Source organism: Amycolatopsis rhizosphaerae, assembly GCF_007713715.1.
Classification (GTDB): domain Bacteria; phylum Actinomycetota; class Actinomycetes; order Mycobacteriales; family Pseudonocardiaceae; genus Amycolatopsis_E; species Amycolatopsis_E rhizosphaerae.
Genome location: NZ_VJWX01000113.1, coordinates 1 through 16118, shown reverse-complemented (window position 1 = coordinate 16118; position 16118 = coordinate 1). Strand labels below are relative to the sequence as shown.

Below are 16118 nucleotides of genomic sequence, written 5' to 3'. Positions count from 1 at the left end.
GCCGCACGGTGTTCAGCGTGGGGCGGCGGCGCGGCTCGTTGTCCAGCGAAGCGATGAGCAGCCGGGCGTGCGCCGACCGCTGCGGCAGGCGGTTCGCCGGCTCCGCCCTGGCGGCCGCCATCAGCGCCGCCATCGGCGACTCCCTGGTGCCGCGCGGCGGGTAACCGGACAGCGCGTAGCTCACCGTCGCCGCCAGTTGCCAGGCGTCCGAGGCCGGGCTCGCCGGGGCCCCGGCTGCCTGCTCGGGGGCCACGAAGTCGGGGGTGCCGATCATCATCCCGGTCGCGGTCAGCGTCGAATCGCCCCGGCTGCGCGCGATCCCGAAGTCGATCAGATGCGGTACCCCGCTCGGGTCCACGACCACGTTCGACGGCTTGATGTCGCGGTGCAACACGCCCTTCTCGTGCGCCGCGGACAGCGCACCGGCCATGGTCGCCCACAGCCTGCCCGCCGCGATGTCGTCGAGCGGCCCCTGGGTGTCCACCGCCGTCGCGAGTGCCTGCCCCTCCAGGAACTCCATCACCAGCGCGAGCCCGTCGGGCTCCTCGACGAGGTCGTAGACGCGGACGCAGTTGGGGTGGTTCACCATCGCCAGCGCGCGGGCCTCGCGCCGCATGCGCTCCTCGGTGTCGGGGTCGGGTGCGTGCGCGATCTTCAACGCCACGGTGCGGCCGAGCTGGGTGTCCACGGCCTGCCAGACGGTGCCGAAACCGCCGTGACCGAGCCGTCGCATCCGCCGGTACCGCTCGCTGCCCGCCGCGGCGGAACCGGGCGGTACCGGCAGGGGACCGGGGGTGGCCGCCAGCTGCGGGGCCGGTGCCAGCGCCGTCGGCGGGTACTGGCGCGGCGGCTGCGGTTGTTGCTGGGATTGCTGGGATTCCTGAGGCCGTTGCGACAGTTGGGACTGTTGAGGCGATTGTTGCGACTGCTGGGACGATTGAGGCTCCGGCCGACGTTCGAGCTGCTCGGCATGGGACGGCGGCTCGGGCTCGCGCTCCTGCTTCGGCCGGTTGATCACGGCCCACGGCGGCGGTCCGACCAGGGCGACCGGGATCAGGCCGAGCACGCTGATCGGCAGGAACCCGAGCCACAGGTGGACGGCGGTGTTCGCCTCGACCGACGCGCTGAACACCACGAACAGCACGAACGGCACCCACAGCAGACGACCCGGCCACTTCTGCCCGCGCCGCATCGCGGTGCGGGCCTGCAGGATCACGAAGAACAGCGAGATCGCGGGCAGGCCGATCAGCGCGGCAAGGTAGTAGCCGTAGGCGAGCTTGTTGCCGGAGGGGTAGAACAGCGTCTCGAAGACGTTCTGCCCCCTGCCGAGGTACTCGCTCTGGGCGCCGATGAAGTCGCAGTAGTTGCGGTTCATCGTGGACAGCTCGGCCCCGGACAGCCCGGACGGCTGGCCGGTGGCCACCGCCCGGTAGATGCCCGAGACGCCGTTGGCCGCCAGCCACGGCAGCAGGAGCACGGTCACCAGCCCGACCGCGGCGATGACACCGAGCGTGACCGCGTCGTAGGTGTTGCCGGTGAACTTGCGCATCAACGCGACGATCACGGCGCCCAGCACGGGGAACAGTGCGATCAGCGCCCCCGCGGCGCTGGTCGCCCACACCCAGTCGCCAGGACAGAACCCGGGGTTGAACAGGGTGTGGGCAAGGGAGAGCAACCAGCTCCCGAAGGCATTCACCGCCGGCGTCCTCCTGGTTGGATGTTTTCCGGACCTCCAGCCTATTAGCTCCCGGCGTCCGGGGTCCGACCGGCGGGCGCTGCCGCGTACGTCTCATATCGGGCCGCACCGGCATGAGCCATGATGTGGACAGCACCGGCTCGATGACGAGGAGGTCTGTCCCCATGGGCAGCTATGCCGAGGAGTACCAGCGAAGCCTGACCGATCCCGAGGGGTTCTGGTTGGGTGCGGCGAAGGCCGTCGACTGGACGCGGGAGCCGTCCCGGGCGCTCGACTCGACGCAGGCGCCGCTGTACCGGTGGTTCCCCGACGGGGAGCTCAACACCTCCTACAACGCCCTGGACCGGCATGTCGAGCGCGGCCGCGGTGAGCAGCCGGCGCTCGTCTGGGACTCGCCGGTGACGAACTCCAAGCGCACCTACAGCTACGCGCAGTTGCGCGACGAGGTGGCCCGGTTCGCCGGCGCGCTCGCCTCGCTCGGCGTGACGAAGGGCGACCGCGTCATCGTCTACATGCCGATGGTGCCCGAGGCACTGGTGGCGATGCTGGCCTGTGCCCGCATCGGCGCGGTGCACTCGGTGGTGTTCGGCGGGTTCGCCCCGAAGGAACTGGCCGCCCGCGTCGAGGACGCGAAGCCGAAGGTGATCGTGGCGGCCTCGTGCGGTGTCGAACCGAGCCGGATCGTCGAGTACAAGCCGATCATCGATGCCGCCCTCGCGGAGACCGAGCACCAGCCGGAGCACGTGGTGGTCCTGCAGCGCGAGACCGCGCGCGCCGAACTCGGCCCCCGCGATCTGGACTGGACGGAACTCGTCGCGGGCGCCACCCCGGCGGACCCGGTGCCGGTCGCCGCGACGGATCCGCTCTACATCCTCTACACCTCGGGCACGACCGGGAAGCCCAAGGGCGTGGTCCGCGACGCCGGCGGCCACGCGGTGGCACTGGCCTGGTCGATGACCGCGGTCTACGACATCGGGCCGGGCGACATCTGGTGGACCGCTTCCGACGTCGGCTGGGTCGTCGGGCACTCCTACATCGTGTACGGGCCCCTGCTGGTCGGCGCGACCACCGTGATGTACGAGGGGAAGCCGGTGGGCACGCCCGACGCGGGCGCCTTCTGGCGGGTCATCTCCGAGCACCGGGTGAAGGCGCTGTTCACCGCGCCCACCGCGCTGCGGGCGATCAAGCGCGTCGACCCCGACGCGAAGGAACTGGCCCGCTACGACCTGTCGGAGTTCAAGACCCTGTTCATGGCCGGTGAGCGCCTGGACCCGGAGACCTACCACTGGGCGCACAAGATCCTCGGGGTGCCGGTGATCGACCACTGGTGGCAGACCGAAACCGGCTGGGCGATCGCGGCGAACCTGCGGGGACTGGAGCCGATGCCGGTCAAGGCGGGCTCGGCGACCGTGCCGGTGCCGGGATACGACGTGCGGATCCTGGACCAGGCGGGGCAGGACCTGCCCGCCGGGCGGGAGGGGGCGATCGCGATCATGCTGCCGCTGCCGCCGGGCACCCTGCCCACGCTGTGGGGCGACGACGCCCGGTACATCGACTCGTACCTCTCCCGGTACGAGGGCTTCTACCTGACCGGTGACTCGGGCTACCTCGACGAAGACGGCTACCTGTTCATCATGGGCCGCACCGACGACGTGATCAACGTGGCCGGGCACCGGCTGTCCACCGGCACGATGGAGGCGGTACTCGCGTCGCATCCGGCGGTGGCGGAGTGCGCGGTGATCGGCGTGCACGACGAACTCAAGGGACAGCTGCCGCGCGGGCTGGTGGTGCTCAAGGCGGGCGTGGACATCGACGAGGAGACCCTGCGCCAGGAACTGATCGCCGCGGTGCGCCGCGACATCGGCCCGGTGGCGGCGTTCCACCAGGTGTCCATTGTGGACGCACTGCCGAAGACGCGGTCCGGCAAGATCCTCCGCAAGACGATGCGCGGCATCGCCGAAGGGCGCGACGAGCCGGTCCCGTCGACCATCGAGGACCCGGCCGTGCTCGACGCCCTGCGCGCCGTCCTCCGCGGCTGACACCCCGGCGGACACCCCGGCGGACACCCCGGCGGACACTGCCGTGAAGGGTCCCTTCACAGCCGATTCGACTGTGAAGGGACCTTCACGGCTCGCCCCAGCCCCTCGGAGCGCCCCCGGCACCCGGTTGGCGGCATTGCGCGGTGCCGTGGCATTGGTCTATACCTTTATGGGCCCCCGGTCCCCTCACCGCCGGAGTGTCCGATGCGCAGACGCAGTTGCCTCGCCGCCCTGCTGGGTTCGGCCCTGTTGACCCTGACCGCGTTCGCCCAGCCCGCGAACGCGGCACCAGCATCCCGGAGCCTCACCGACGTCGTCCCCGTCCCCGTCTCGGCCCAGGCTGACTCCGGGGACGACTTCCGCCTCACCCCGGCGACCGTGCTCGCCGCGGGCCACGGCACCGAACAGGTCGCCGCCTACCTCGGCGACCTTCTCCGCCCCTCCACCGGTTACCGCCTTCCGGTCGTCGCCAGGGCGAGGAACTCGGCGATCACCCTGGGCCTCGGCGCGAGCCCGCGGGTCGGCGAACAGGGTTACCAGCTCGACGTCTCCCGCCACGGCATTTCCTTGCGCGCCAACACCACGGACGGCCTGTTCGCCGGGGTGCAGACCCTGCGGCAACTGCTCCCCGCCGCCGTCGAAGCGAAGACCGTGCAACGGGCGCGCTGGGTGGTGCCCGGTGGCCACATCCTCGACTATCCGCGCTTCGCCTACCGCGGGGCGATGCTCGACGTGGCCCGGCACTTCTTCACCCCGGACCAGGTGAAGCGCTACATCGACGAAATCGCCCAGTACAAGATCAACCGACTGCACCTGCACCTGGCGGACGACCAGGGCTGGCGCATCGAAATCAGGAGCTGGCCCCGGCTGGCGACCTACGGCGGCAGCACCGAGGTCGGCGGTGGCCAGGGCGGCTACTACACGCAGGAGCAGTACCGCGATCTCGTCGCCTACGCGGCCTCGCGCCACGTCACGGTCATCCCCGAGATCGACATGCCCGGGCACACCAACGCCGCGCTCGCCTCGTACCCGGAGCTGAACTGCGACGGGGTGGCGCCGCCGCTCTACACCGGGATCGATGTCGGCTTCAGCTCGCTGTGCGTCGACAAGGACATCACCTACAAGTTCCTCGACGACGTCATCGGCGAACTGGCCGCGATGACGCCGGGCCGGTACCTGCACATCGGCGGCGACGAGGCCCACGCGACCACACCCGCCGACTACCAGAAGTTCATGGGCAGGCTGCTGCCGCTGGTGGAAAAGCACGGCAAGCTCGTGCAGGGCTGGCACGAGATCGCCAAGGCCGATCCGGCCGTCAGCGCGGTGCCCCAGTTCTGGGACACCGACGGCCAGGACGCCGCCACCGCCGCGGCGGCCGCCCGGGGCAACAAGATCCTCATGTCGCCGGCGAACAAGGCCTACCTCGACATGCAGTACAACGCGGGGAGCCCGCTGGGTCTGCACTGGGCGGGCTACGTCGAGGTGAAGGACGCCTACGACTGGGATCCGGCCACGGCCGTGCAGGGGGTCGGCGAGGAGTCGGTGGCCGGGGTGGAAGCGCCGCTGTGGTCGGAAACCCTGACCACGAGCGCGAACATCGAGTACATGGCCTTCCCGCGGCTGGCCGGAATCGCCGAGATCGGCTGGTCCCCCCGGTCGACGCACGACTGGGCGACCTATCGCGAACGGCTCGCCGCGCAGGGTCCACGGTGGACCGCCCAGAGCATCGATTTCTACCGCTCGCCTCAGGTCGACTGGCCGTGACGGCGGTGGCACCGGTGACGGAGCTCTGCTAAACAAGGTCTCTTCGGTGAACAACATCCGACGGAGATCTCGATGGGCTACAAACGTTTTGTCGCCCTGGGCGACAGCTGTACCGAGGGGCTGCACGACCGTTACCCCGGCAGCACCCGGTACCGGGGGTGGGCGGACTTGACCGCGGCCGCGCTCGCCGCGGTCGAGCCCGGCCTCCGCTACGCGAATCTCGGCGTGCGGGGGCGCAGGCTCGACCAGATCATCGTCGAGCAGTTCCCCACCGCACTCGATCTGTCCCCGGATCTGGTGGTGCTGTTCGGTGGCGCCAACGACGTGATGACCCGCCATTTCCGGCCCGAGGTGGTGGCCCAGCGGGTGGAGGCGGCGGTACGGATGCTCACCCGGGCCGTCCCCACCGTTGTCGTGTTCACCCTCAGCGACGTGTCCAGCCGGGTGCCCGGGGTGCTGCGCGTCCGGGCCCGGCTGGAAGCGCTCAACCAGGCCATCCGCACCTCCGCGGAGCGGCATGGGGCGCTGGTGGTGGACCTGTGGGAGGAGGACGTGCACGACCTGCGGTACTTCGGTGCGGACCGCCTGCACCTGTCCGGACCGGGCCACCGCAGGCTCGCCGCGTATCTGCTCACCCTGCTCGGCATGCCCGCCGATCCCGCCTGGCTGGCCCCGCTGCCCGGAGACCCGCTGCGCCCCGGGCTCCGCGCGCACGCGCAATGGCTGTGGCAGGAGGTGCTGCCGGTGGCCCTCACCCGCACCCGCAACTGGTTCGCCGGCCGCTCGCCGGGCGACGGGTTCGCCCCCAAGCGCCCGGAACTGCTCCCCGTCCTGTCCGAGGAGCTGAACCCGCTGCAAGCCCTCCCCGGCGGCACCGCCCCGGGCTAGGTCTGTATCAAAGTGGTCTGCGTGGCGGTGCGGGTGGCGGAACCTTCACGGCTCCCCGTAGGCCTGCCGGAGGGTGTGCCAGGCGGCGGTGACGTGGTCGGCGGTGGTGGCGGGGGCGCCGATGGCCATGCGGAGCAGGACCTGCCCGTTCACCTTGGTGTGGCTGAGATAGAGCGCCCCCGAGGCGTTGACGCGTTCCATCAGCGCGAGCGTCTCCTCGTCGGAGGCCCGCGCGGGGCGGAAGCACACCAGGCCGAACGGGTGGTGCTCCCGCACCTCGAAGTCCGGGTCGGCGGCCACCAGCCCGGCGAAGTGCCGGGCCAGTTCGATCCCCGTGCGGAGGTGGGCACGCAGGCCCTCCGCGCCGTACCAGCGGATCACCGACCACAGTTTCAGCGCACGGAACCGGCGTCCGAGCGGGATCTGCCAGTCCCGGTAGTCGATCACCTCGCCCGATTCGCTGGCCGCGTTGCGCAGGAACTCCGGCAGGATCGACAGCGCCTCGACCACGGGACGGCGATCGGCCACCCACAGCAGTCCGCAGTCGAAGTTGGTGAGCAGCCACTTGTGGGGGTTGGTGGCGTAGGAATCGGCGTACTCGGACACCCCGTCGTTGATCCACCGCAACTCGGGGCAGATCGCGGCGACCCCCGCGTAGGCCGCGTCGACGTGCAGCCAGACGCCGTGTTCGCGGCACACCTCCCCGATCCGGCGCACCGGGTCGACGGCGGTGGTGGAGGTGGTGCCGATGGTGGCGCACACCAGTGCCGGCACCACGCCTTCGGCCAGGTCCGCTTCGAGGAGCGTGCGCAGGTGCCCGGGGTCCATCTCCAGCGTCTCCGGGTCCACGTCGACCACGCGGACCCCGCGCGCGCCGATCCCGGCGATGCGCCCGGCCTTCTCCAGCGCCGAATGCGTTTGCGAGGACACGTAGATCGCGTAACGCCCGGCGATCCCGTCGGCCGCCACCTTCCCGCCGCCGGCCCGGTGCAACGCCGCCAGCACCGCCACGAGCGCCGCGCTGGACGCGGAATCCTGGATCACCCCGCCCCCGGCGGAGTCCGTGCGGAACCTCTCGGGCAAACCGAGCAGTTCGGCCAGCCAGTCGACCACCACGGTTTCCAGTTCGGTGCAGGCCGGGCTGGTCGCCCAGACCATGCCCTGCACGCCGAGGCCGGCCGAGAGCAGTTCGCCGAGGATCGCCGGTCCGCTCGCGTTGGCCGGGAAGTAGGCGAAGAAGTCCGGATGCTGCCAGTGGGTGATGCCGGGGAGGATCACCCGGTCCAGATCGGCGAGCACGGTTTCGTAGGGTTCGCCGTGTTCCGGTGGATGGGCGGGCAGCATCGCGCGGACCTGCCCGGGGGCGACCTGCGCCCGCACCGGATGCTTCTCGATGGTGCTCAGGTAGTCGGCGATCCAGTCCACCACCTGCCTGCCGTGGCGGCGGAACTCCTCCGGTGTCATGTGCCCAGCCATGCCCCCACCCAACCCATGGGGTCGCGGCGCCGCAACGGCGGCCGTCTCACCCCTGCGGCCAGGGCACGCGGTGCCACGGGCTGTCGCGGTTCTCCGGGTCGAGCAGCGTGCGCACGGCCGCGATGGTCTCCTCCTGCGAGTCCACCGCCCACTGCTCGTCGCGCTGCCCGATCTGCCGCAGCCACAGTTCCCGTCCCGTCAGGAAGTCCGAGGCGAACTCGTGCCACGACCGGTAGGCGCCCGCGGTCGGCTCGGCGAGCGGGTCGAGCAGTTCCCATGCCTGGTGTTCGCGGATGAACCGGGCTTCGTAGGCGTCACGGACCATCAGCACGAAGCGTCCGGCATCCCAGGCCAGCGGCGGATGCCCCAGTACCTCGGCCATGTCCGCGCGGTGCCCGCCGGAGAGGAACCAGTCCGCGGTGGACAGGAAATCCTCGGTCGAGGTGATGTCCCAGCTGTCCTCCAGCCGGTACCGGGCCGCGTCCGGGTCGGGCTCCGCGTGCAGCCCGAGTGTTTCGTTGTTCCCGTCACCGTTGCGCTCGGTGAGGATCGAGGACATCGCGATCAGCCACCGCCGCCACGGCTCCAGTGGCGAAAGCCCCAGGGTCGCCAGCGAGTCGCGGCTGTCGCGCACCGCGGCCGTCAACTCGTCGTCCTCACCGAGGAAACGTTCGCAGTCGGCGAGCAGTGCGGCGATCTGGTCGCCCGCCGGGACGAGCCGTCCCGTCGCGTACTGCGCGTTGGCGAGCACGTAACGGGACGACAGCGTCCCGGGATGCCCGGCGCCGAAAAGGCGCTCGCGATCCCGCACCACGCGTTCCAGCAGCGGGATCGCCTCCTCTTCCCGCTCCGCGTGGTAGTACGTGGTGGCGAGTTCCCCCCGGATCCGCACCAGTTCCGGATGGTCGTCGTCGTAGGACCGCTCGGTGTCGGCGAGCACCGCCTCCAGCACGGTGACGGCCTCGTCGAGCCGCCCGGTCTGCTGGTAGGCGAGCCCGAGCGAGGCCCGCGCGACGAGCAGGCCGTGATAGCCGGGTTCGTAGACCGCGCCGAGCCCGGACACGGCCCGCTCCAGCAACGGGATCGCCCGCTCCGGCTCGCCGGTGTCCAGATAGGCCCTGGCCAGGTCGTGCCACGCGTCCCAGGTCTCGGGGTGATCGGCGCCGTGCACGCGTTCCCGTACCGCGACGGTCTCCGTGAGCAGGGCGATCGCCTCCCCGGCGCGGTCCGCCGCGAGCAGCACGGCGGCGAGGTTCGCCTTGGCGGTCAGGGTCTGCGGGTCCTCGGGCCCGTGCATTTCGGCGAACGCGTCCGCGACGGAGTCCAGCAACGGGATCGCTTCGTCCAGCCGCCCCAGGTCCCAGTAGGCCGAAGCCAGCCCGCTCCGCGCGCCCAGGCAAAGGTCGTCCCGCTCGCCGAACACCCGTTCCGCCGTCGCCAGTGCTTCCAGGAACAGCGGGATCGCGTCGTCGTGGCGTTCCGCGGAGCGGTATGCGCGGGCCAGCGCGAGGGTGAAGGTCAGCGCCGTCCGGTCCTCCGGGCCCCCGGCGCGCTCGGCACCGGCGATCGCTTCGAGGTAACCGGCGATCGCCTCGTCGAGCCGCCCGGCGGCCCGGTACGCCCCCGCGAGATTGCCCTTCGCCACCGCGAAATCGATCGCGTCCTCGCCCCGCAGGCGGGCCAGGTCGGCACACAGCCGCTGGAAGACCTCGATCGCCTCGTCGAGCCTCCCCGCCGCGAAGTAGGCGCTGCCGAGTTCCGCCCGCCGTTCGGCGGCCTCTTCGCTGTCCGCCCCGTGTTCGCGCTCCGCCTCGCTGAGCGCGGTCAGGCCGGCGAGGATCTCCTGGTCCAGTTCCGCGCCACCGCCGTAACCGCCCTGGACGATGTCGTCGAAGTTCGCCTGTGTCACAGGGAGACCGTAGTGGCCACGGAATCCGGCCGAAGTCGGGTGCCTTTCCGCCCGGCATCGGGCACAGTGGCGCTGTGACCGAACCCGTGCTCGACCTCCGCCCGCCCGCGAACCGGGTGAGCCGCAAGGCGGTGCTCTACTGGACCGCCAGGGCGGCGCTGGGCTGGCTCGCCCCGCTGGCGGGCGAACTGGTGTGGCTGCTGTTCGGCGGCGGTACCGCGCTCGTGATCGCGCTGATCGTGACCGGAGTGCTCGCGGCCGCCCATCTCGTGGTGATGCCGCAGTGGCGGTACCGGGTGCACCGCTGGGAAACCACCCCGCAGGTGGTCTACACCCAGTCGGGCTGGTTCAACCAGGAACGCCGCATCGCCCCGGTTTCCCGCATCCAGACGGTCGACACCGAACGCGGCCCGCTGGAACGGCTGTTCGGACTGGCGAACCTCACCGTCACCACCGCCTCCGCCCGCGGTCCGGTGCACGTCCACGGCCTCGACCTGGACACCACGCAGCGGCTCGCCGCCGAACTCGCCGCCCGCACCCAGGCGGTGGCGGGAGACGCGACATGAACGAAACCGAGACGTGGCGGCGGCTCAGCCCGAGGATGCTCGCCGTGCATCCGGTCCAGGAAGCCGTCCGGTTCCTGCCGGTGCTCGTCGGTGTGCTGTTCATCAACCAGAACGGCCAGGGACACCTGTGGAGCCTGATCGGCCTCGGCCTCGCCGTCGGAGCCGGGCTTCTGCGCTGGTTCACCACCACCTACCACGTCGATGCCACGCACGTGCGGGTGCGGCGGGGCCTGCTGCGGCGGCGCGAACTGTCGGTGCCGCGGGACCGGGTGCGCACGGTCGACCTCACCGCGCACCCCATGCAGCGGGTTCTCGGGCTGAGCCGGGTGGTGATCGGCACCGGCCGGTCCGACCGGGGCAGCGAGGGCGTCACGCTCGACGCGCTGACGGCGGCCGAGGCGGCCCGGCTGCGGGCCGAGCTGCTCGGCAAGCCGGTGCCGGTCTCCGCGACGGACGCCCCCGAGGCGGGCCCGTCCACCGGTTCCGAACTCGCGCGGCTCTCGCCGCGGTGGATGTTCTACGGCCCGTTCACGCTCTCCGGCATCGCGACCTTCGGTGTGGTGGCGGGCTGGCTGGGCAACGAAACCCGGTTCGACCCGGAGGAGTTCGGCCTGTTCCGCTCGGTGATCGGGCAGGTCAGCGAGCTGCCGGTGGCGGTGGCCGTCCTGGAGATCGTGGTCGCGGTGGCGGTGCTGGTGGCCGTGCTGTCGATCGCCGCGTACGTGCTGGCGTTCTGGCGGTTCCGGCTCGTCCGCGCCGACGGCACGCTGCACGTCACCCGGGGCCTGCTCACCACCCGTTCCACCACGATCGAACTGCGACGGCTGCGCGGCGCCGAGATCAGCGAACCGCTGCTGCTGCGGGCTGTCGGTGGCGCACGCTGCCTGGCCATCACCACCGGATTGCGCGTCGGCCGGGGTGCCGAGCGCGGCGGTTCGGTCTTGTTGCCCCCCGCGCCGAGGGCCGAGGCTCACCGGGTCGCGGAGGAGGTCACCGGCGAAACCGGTCCCGCCACCCATCCGCTCGTGCGGCACGGCGGGCGAGCCCGGCGACGGCGGTACACCCGGGCATTCGCCTTCGCCGCGATGGTCACCGGAATCCTCGCCCTGCTGTGGTGGCTGGCAGGCTGGCCCGCCTGGACTTGGCAGGCCGCGCCGGCCCTGTTCCCGCTCGGTGCGCTGCTCGCCGAGGACCGCTACCGCAACCTCGGCCACGCGCTGCTCGGACGCCGCCTGGTCATCGGGATCGGAAGCCTGGTGCGGCGGCGCTACCTGCTCAGCTCGGAGGGTGTGATCGGCTGGGTGATCCGCCGGTCGTTCTTCCAGCGGCGCGCCGGACTGGTGTCGCTGACGGCGACCACCGCCGCCGGACAGGGGCATTACACCTGTGTCGACCTGCCTGCCGCCGAAGCGATCGCCCTCGCCGACGCCGCGGTGCCCTCGCTACTGGAGCCATTCCTGGTCCGGCGCCAGTGACGGCATCTCACCGATGCCGAATTCGTTGCGCAGCACCGATTTCGCGGCGTAGTAGCCGCCCATGCCGTGCACGCCGGGGCCCGGCGGGGTCGCCGCGGAGCACAGGTACACCCCCGGCAGCGGGGTTTGGTAGGGATTCCACTTCGGCACCGGCCGGGCCAGCAACTGGCGCACGGTCACCGCGCCCGCCGCGATGTCCCCGCCCACGTAGTTCGCGTTGTACCCGGCCAGTTGCGGGGCGGTGATGCCGCGGTGGGCCAGCACGGTGTCCCCGAACCCGGGTGCGAACCGTTCCAGCTGGCGGCACACCAGGTCCACCGGATCGACGGGATCGGCGTGCGGCACGTGGCAGTACGCCCACACCGGCCGCTTCCCGGGCAGTCCCCGCGTCTCGTCGGCCGCCATCGGTTCCGAGACCAGCACGAACGGGCTGTCCGGCCGACGGCCGCGCGCGGTCGCGGTTTCGCTCGCGAACACCTCCGCCTGGTCCCCGCACACGTGCACGGTGCCCGCCCTGCCCAGCTCCGGGTTCGCCCACGGGATCGGCTCGGACACCAGGAAGTCGACCTTGGCCGCGGCCGGGCCGTACCGGTAGTTCTCCAGCCGCCGCCGGTAGCGGGCGGGCAGCATCGGCCCGGCGAGGTCGAGCAGGTTCCGGGGACCGATGTCGAGCACGACCGCCCGGAAACCCGTCAGGTCGCCGAGCGCGTCCACCGGTTGTCCGGTGTGCAGGATTCCGCGGTGGTCGAGGATGTCCTCGACCAGCACGTTCGCGATGTGCCCGCTGCCGCCGCGGGGCAGCGGCCAGCCGGTGCTGTGTGCGAGGTGCCCGAGCAGCAGCGTGATCATCCCGCCGGGCAGGCTGGGCAGCCTGCCGACCGCGTGCGCGGCGACCCCGGCGAGCAGTGCGGACGCCTCGGCGCCGCGGAAGAAGGACCGGGCCAGCGGGGTGCCCTGGGTGAGGACGCGGGGTGCCAGTGCGAGCAGCACGCGAGGGTCCGGCGGCAGGTGGCGCTGGTCGGAGAACACCGTGTCCACCAGTTCCCGGCTGTGCTCGGCCAGCGGCTCCATCAGCCAGCGGTAGCGGGCACCGTCCGCCCCGAGCCCGTCGCAGGTGCGGTCGAGGTCGCGGTGGGCCAGCGCGGCCCGGCCGCCGTCCAACGGATGCCCGTAGGCGATCTCGGGCAGGCACATCTCGACGCCGCGGGCGGCGAGGTCGAACTCGCGGAAGAACCGCCCGGCGACCGCGAGCGGATGCACCGCCGAGCACAGGTCGTGCACCACGTCGTCGTCGAACAGGGCCGCCGAACGCAGGCCGCCTCCCAACTGGGGTGCGGCTTCGAAGACTTCCACGCGAAGCCCGGCGCGGGCGAGCACCACGGCCGCGGCCAGGCCGTTGGGACCGGATCCCACCACCGCGGCGTCGCTGGAAACCATGCCCCCACTATGGGCCCGGGTTCGCCCACCCGCAGCACCAGCCCCGCCACGGTCCGCCGACGGGCGGTCAGCGCACGGTCAGCGAACGGTCAGGCGAGCCCGGCATGGTCGGCGCATGCGAAACCTCAAGATCCTCGTTTCCGGCGCCAGTGTCGCCGGCCCCGCCCTCGCCTTCTGGCTGCGGCGTTTCGGCTGCACGGTCACGGTGGTGGAGAAGGCCCCGGCCCTGCGCAGGGGCGGCCAGGCGGTCGACTTCAAGGGCCGGACCCACCTCGCCGTGCTCGACCGCATGGGCCTGACCGAGGAGATCAGGCAGTACCGGACCGGCGGCCATGACCAGACCATTGTGGACGGACAGGGCAGGGCGCTGGCCGTCATCCCCGGCGAATGGACCGGGGGCGACATCGAGATCCGGCGCGGCGACCTCGCCAGGATCCTGTACGAGCGGACGGCGAACGACTGCGAGTACCTCTTCGGCGATTCCGTGCGTTCCCTGACCGACACCGGATCCGGCGTGGACGTCACATTCGACCGGGCCGCGCCCCGGACCTTCGACCTGGTGGTCGGTGCCGACGGCATCCACTCCATGGTGCGCAAGCTCGCCTTCGGTCCCGAGCCGGAGTTCGTGCACCAGTCCGGTTACCACTACGCGCTCGCCGAACTCCGGGAACCGCTCGACTGGCCTGTCCGGATGTACAACGAGCCGGGCAGGCTGGTGGCGACCGGCGGGCCGAAGGCCCCGGTGTTCTTCGTCTTCAAGTCCTCGTCGCTGCGCTACGACCGCTACGACCCCGAACAACAACGCCGACTGGTCATCGACGCCTATCGCGGCGTGGGCTGGCGCACCGGGGAGGTGCTGGCGGCGGTGGCGAAGGGCGGGGAGTTCTACCTGGATTCGATCAGCCGGGTCGCGATCGATCGCTACGCCTCCGGCAGGGTCGTGCTCCTGGGCGACTCCGCCTACGGCAACACGCTCGGCGGGTTCGGCACCGGCCTGGCCATGGTCGGCGCGTACGTCCTCGCCGGTGAACTCCTGGCCGCCGACGGCGACCACCGGGTGGCGTTCCGCCGGTACGAGGAGAAGTTCCGGCCCTACGCCAAGACTGCCGGGAAGAGCAGCGCGGGCCCGTTCCTCGCCCCGCCGACCAGACTGCGGATGAGGATGCGGAACCGGATGTTCAACTCGCCGTTCCTGCTGCGCCAACTGCTCAAGATGACCGACAGGATGGCCACGGACATCACGCTCGAAGACTACGAACGCGACTCGTGAGCGCGGTCGGCGCGCTCCTCGTCGACGTTCGCGAGGGCTAGTTCCTCTTCCGTCGCTTCGCTTTCACCAAGGGCGGAGTGCTGGAGGAGGAACGCGGTCGCGACCGCGCCGAGCACGCCGCCGAGGGAGCGCAGGCGGTGCGCTTCCGAGATTCCCGCGTCGCCGGTGTGCGCGAGACCGGCCTTCAGGAACCGGCGTGTTTCCGGGGAGGGCACCTCCTGGGCGAATCTGGCCAGCTCACCGGCGGCCTCGGCGGGTTCCCTGGCGGCGGCCCAGAGGCCCAGCGCCGTGTCCAGTACCGGTCGGGACACCTCGTAGAGCTGGTCGTAGAGCTCCTCGGCATCCAAGCCGAGTAGCTCGTGCACGTCCGGCGCGGCGAACCCGGCGTCCAAAAAGGACTCACGAACCGCCCAGAGTGCGAGCGGGGTGAGGGCGACCAGGGTCAGGTCGGGATCGTCGGTGCCGGACAGTTCGACGAGCTGCTCCCGTTCGGCGGGGTCGGACACCACCGTGGACTCGATGGCGCCCAGCAGTTCCATCGCGCCGAGCACGCTCGCCAGCTCCCACCGCCACATGAGGTCGGTCATCTTGCCCAGCAAGGGATGCCGGGACACGGAGAACTGCTCGCCGAGGTTCTCTCGGACCAGGTCGACCAGCAGTTCCACCGGTACCGGGGTCCCGCCCGCCGTGTAGAGGCACATCCAGAGTTCGCGAACCACCTCGTCGAAGACCTCGCCCAGCACCGACGGCCCGTCCTGCGCGGACGCGCACACCGTCTCGCCGAGTCGATCGAGCGCGGAGAACAGGCGCTGCCACAGTTCCAGCGACCGGTTCAGCATCGCTTCCGGGCGGTCCGAGGGCACCAACCGGTCCCCGGCGACACGCACGGCGCGGGCCGCCCTCGCCCACTCCACGAGCAGGGCCACCTCGGGCAGATCCGCGCCGCTGCTCGCCCCGTCCCGGTGCCGCTGGTCCAGGCCGAGCAGGCTCGCCAGTTCCCGCGCGTCGTGGATCCGCAGCCGCTGGTTGGGGGTCAGCGACCGGCCCGCACCCACCCAGTCCACGAACGCCCGCAGGCGTCCGGTCAACCGTGCCGACTCGGCCAGCGCGGGCAGCCTTTCCGGCGGGGGCAGGACGACCGGCGGCATCGCCGGCTGCTCGTCGAACCCCATGTCCGCCGGGGGCCGCCGCAGGATCGCGGTCGCGGTCTCCCGGTCGAAGGGGACCGATCCGGCCGCGGCCTCGGTGGCGAACCGGCGCACCCGGTCGCGGTCGGAAAGGTCCACGCCGTGCTCCAGCATGCGCGCGGTCCAGAACTTCGGCATCCCGAAGCGCCGCTCGTCGGTCATCGCGGCCAGGAACTCGGCCTCGCCGCGGTCGATCTCGGCGTGCAGGTCCGCCGGGTCGCGGCCCGATCCTTCGGCGAGGAAATCGACCATCCCGTGCAGTGCGGGCACCACGCCGGGCAGTTCGGTCTCGCGCAGGGTGACGGTGCGGGGGAACCACTGGCGCATCAGCGTCCGGACCTGCCACGGGGACCACTGCCGCAGGTCACCCCCGGCCCGGTCGCGGAACTCGAGCGCCGCGGACACCACGGC

At 71.5% G+C, this 16118-nt stretch carries 11 protein-coding genes; 6 read left to right on the top strand and 5 right to left on the bottom strand.

Going from position 1 to position 16118, the window contains the following annotated elements:
- On the bottom strand, positions 1–1696 hold a 1696-nt coding region (locus FNH05_RS13950), incomplete at its 3' end, for a serine/threonine-protein kinase (protein ID WP_144588182.1).
- A 164-nt stretch (positions 1697–1860) separates the two neighbouring features.
- Here FNH05_RS13950 and FNH05_RS13945 point away from each other — a divergent pair.
- The 3 genes from FNH05_RS13945 (at position 1861) to FNH05_RS13935 (ending at position 6387) form a co-directional block, all read left to right on the top strand.
- Positions 1861–3735, top strand: coding sequence for a propionyl-CoA synthetase (locus FNH05_RS13945; RefSeq protein ID WP_144588180.1), 1875 nt, complete (start codon positions 1861–1863; stop codon positions 3733–3735).
- 204 nt (positions 3736–3939) lie between these two features.
- The gene (locus tag FNH05_RS13940) at positions 3940–5499 is read left to right on the top strand and encodes a beta-N-acetylhexosaminidase (RefSeq protein ID WP_144588178.1); all 1560 of its coding nucleotides are present in this window, start codon (positions 3940–3942) and stop codon (positions 5497–5499) included.
- Between the two features lie 72 nt (positions 5500–5571).
- Positions 5572–6387, top strand: a complete 816-nt coding sequence (locus FNH05_RS13935) for an SGNH/GDSL hydrolase family protein (protein ID WP_144588176.1) — start codon at positions 5572–5574, stop codon at positions 6385–6387.
- Positions 6388–6432: 45 nt separating this feature from the next.
- On the opposite strand, the gene FNH05_RS13930 is transcribed toward FNH05_RS13935, so the two are convergent.
- Both FNH05_RS13930 and FNH05_RS13925 read right to left on the bottom strand, forming a co-directional pair.
- Positions 6433–7851 (bottom strand): aminotransferase class I/II-fold pyridoxal phosphate-dependent enzyme, encoded by a 1419-nt coding sequence (locus FNH05_RS13930; protein ID WP_144588187.1) that lies wholly within the window; start codon positions 7849–7851, stop codon positions 6433–6435.
- A 58-nt stretch (positions 7852–7909) separates the two neighbouring features.
- On the bottom strand, positions 7910–9772 hold the full coding sequence (locus FNH05_RS13925) for a tetratricopeptide repeat protein (protein WP_144588174.1): 1863 nt from the start codon (positions 9770–9772) through the stop codon (positions 7910–7912).
- A 74-nt stretch (positions 9773–9846) separates the two neighbouring features.
- Here FNH05_RS13925 and FNH05_RS13920 point away from each other — a divergent pair, with 74 nt between their 5' ends.
- Both FNH05_RS13920 and FNH05_RS13915 read left to right on the top strand, forming a co-directional pair.
- Positions 9847–10338 carry a PH domain-containing protein gene (locus tag FNH05_RS13920; RefSeq protein WP_246127725.1) on the top strand — a complete coding sequence of 164 codons (492 nt, stop codon included), beginning with the start codon at positions 9847–9849 and terminating at the stop codon, positions 10336–10338.
- Positions 10335–11813 (top strand): PH domain-containing protein, encoded by a 1479-nt coding sequence (locus FNH05_RS13915; protein WP_144588171.1) that lies wholly within the window; start codon positions 10335–10337, stop codon positions 11811–11813. The genes FNH05_RS13920 and FNH05_RS13915 overlap by 4 nt, the downstream gene beginning before the upstream one ends.
- Here the strand turns inward: FNH05_RS13915 and FNH05_RS13910 are convergent.
- Positions 11781–13250 (bottom strand): phytoene desaturase family protein, encoded by a 1470-nt coding sequence (locus FNH05_RS13910; protein ID WP_144588169.1) that lies wholly within the window; start codon positions 13248–13250, stop codon positions 11781–11783. The two genes, FNH05_RS13915 and FNH05_RS13910, sit on opposite strands and share 33 nt — an antisense overlap.
- A gap of 115 nt (positions 13251–13365) precedes the next feature.
- Here FNH05_RS13910 and FNH05_RS13905 point away from each other — a divergent pair, with 115 nt between their 5' ends.
- Positions 13366–14520 (top strand): FAD-dependent monooxygenase, encoded by a 1155-nt coding sequence (locus FNH05_RS13905; protein WP_144588167.1) that lies wholly within the window; start codon positions 13366–13368, stop codon positions 14518–14520.
- Here FNH05_RS13905 and FNH05_RS38045 read toward each other — a convergent pair.
- Positions 14502–16118 (bottom strand): hypothetical protein (locus FNH05_RS38045; RefSeq protein ID WP_186382534.1); only part of this gene is annotated, 1617 nt, incomplete at its 5' end. The genes FNH05_RS13905 and FNH05_RS38045 overlap by 19 nt on opposite strands.

Excerpts from the sequence above, each read along its gene's own strand:
- FNH05_RS13930 (WP_144588187.1), bottom strand. The coding sequence starts at position 7,851 with ATGACACCGGAGGAGTTCCGCCGCCACGGCAGGCAGGTGGTGGACTGG.
- FNH05_RS13910 (WP_144588169.1), bottom strand. The coding sequence starts at position 13,250 with ATGGTTTCCAGCGACGCCGCGGTGGTGGGATCCGGTCCCAACGGCCTG.
- FNH05_RS13945 (WP_144588180.1), top strand. The coding sequence starts at position 1,861 with ATGGGCAGCTATGCCGAGGAGTACCAGCGAAGCCTGACCGATCCCGAG.
- FNH05_RS13905 (WP_144588167.1), top strand. The coding sequence starts at position 13,366 with ATGCGAAACCTCAAGATCCTCGTTTCCGGCGCCAGTGTCGCCGGCCCC.
- FNH05_RS13915 (WP_144588171.1), top strand. The coding sequence starts at position 10,335 with ATGAACGAAACCGAGACGTGGCGGCGGCTCAGCCCGAGGATGCTCGCC.
- FNH05_RS13940 (WP_144588178.1), top strand. The coding sequence starts at position 3,940 with ATGCGCAGACGCAGTTGCCTCGCCGCCCTGCTGGGTTCGGCCCTGTTG.
- FNH05_RS13935 (WP_144588176.1), top strand. The coding sequence starts at position 5,572 with ATGGGCTACAAACGTTTTGTCGCCCTGGGCGACAGCTGTACCGAGGGG.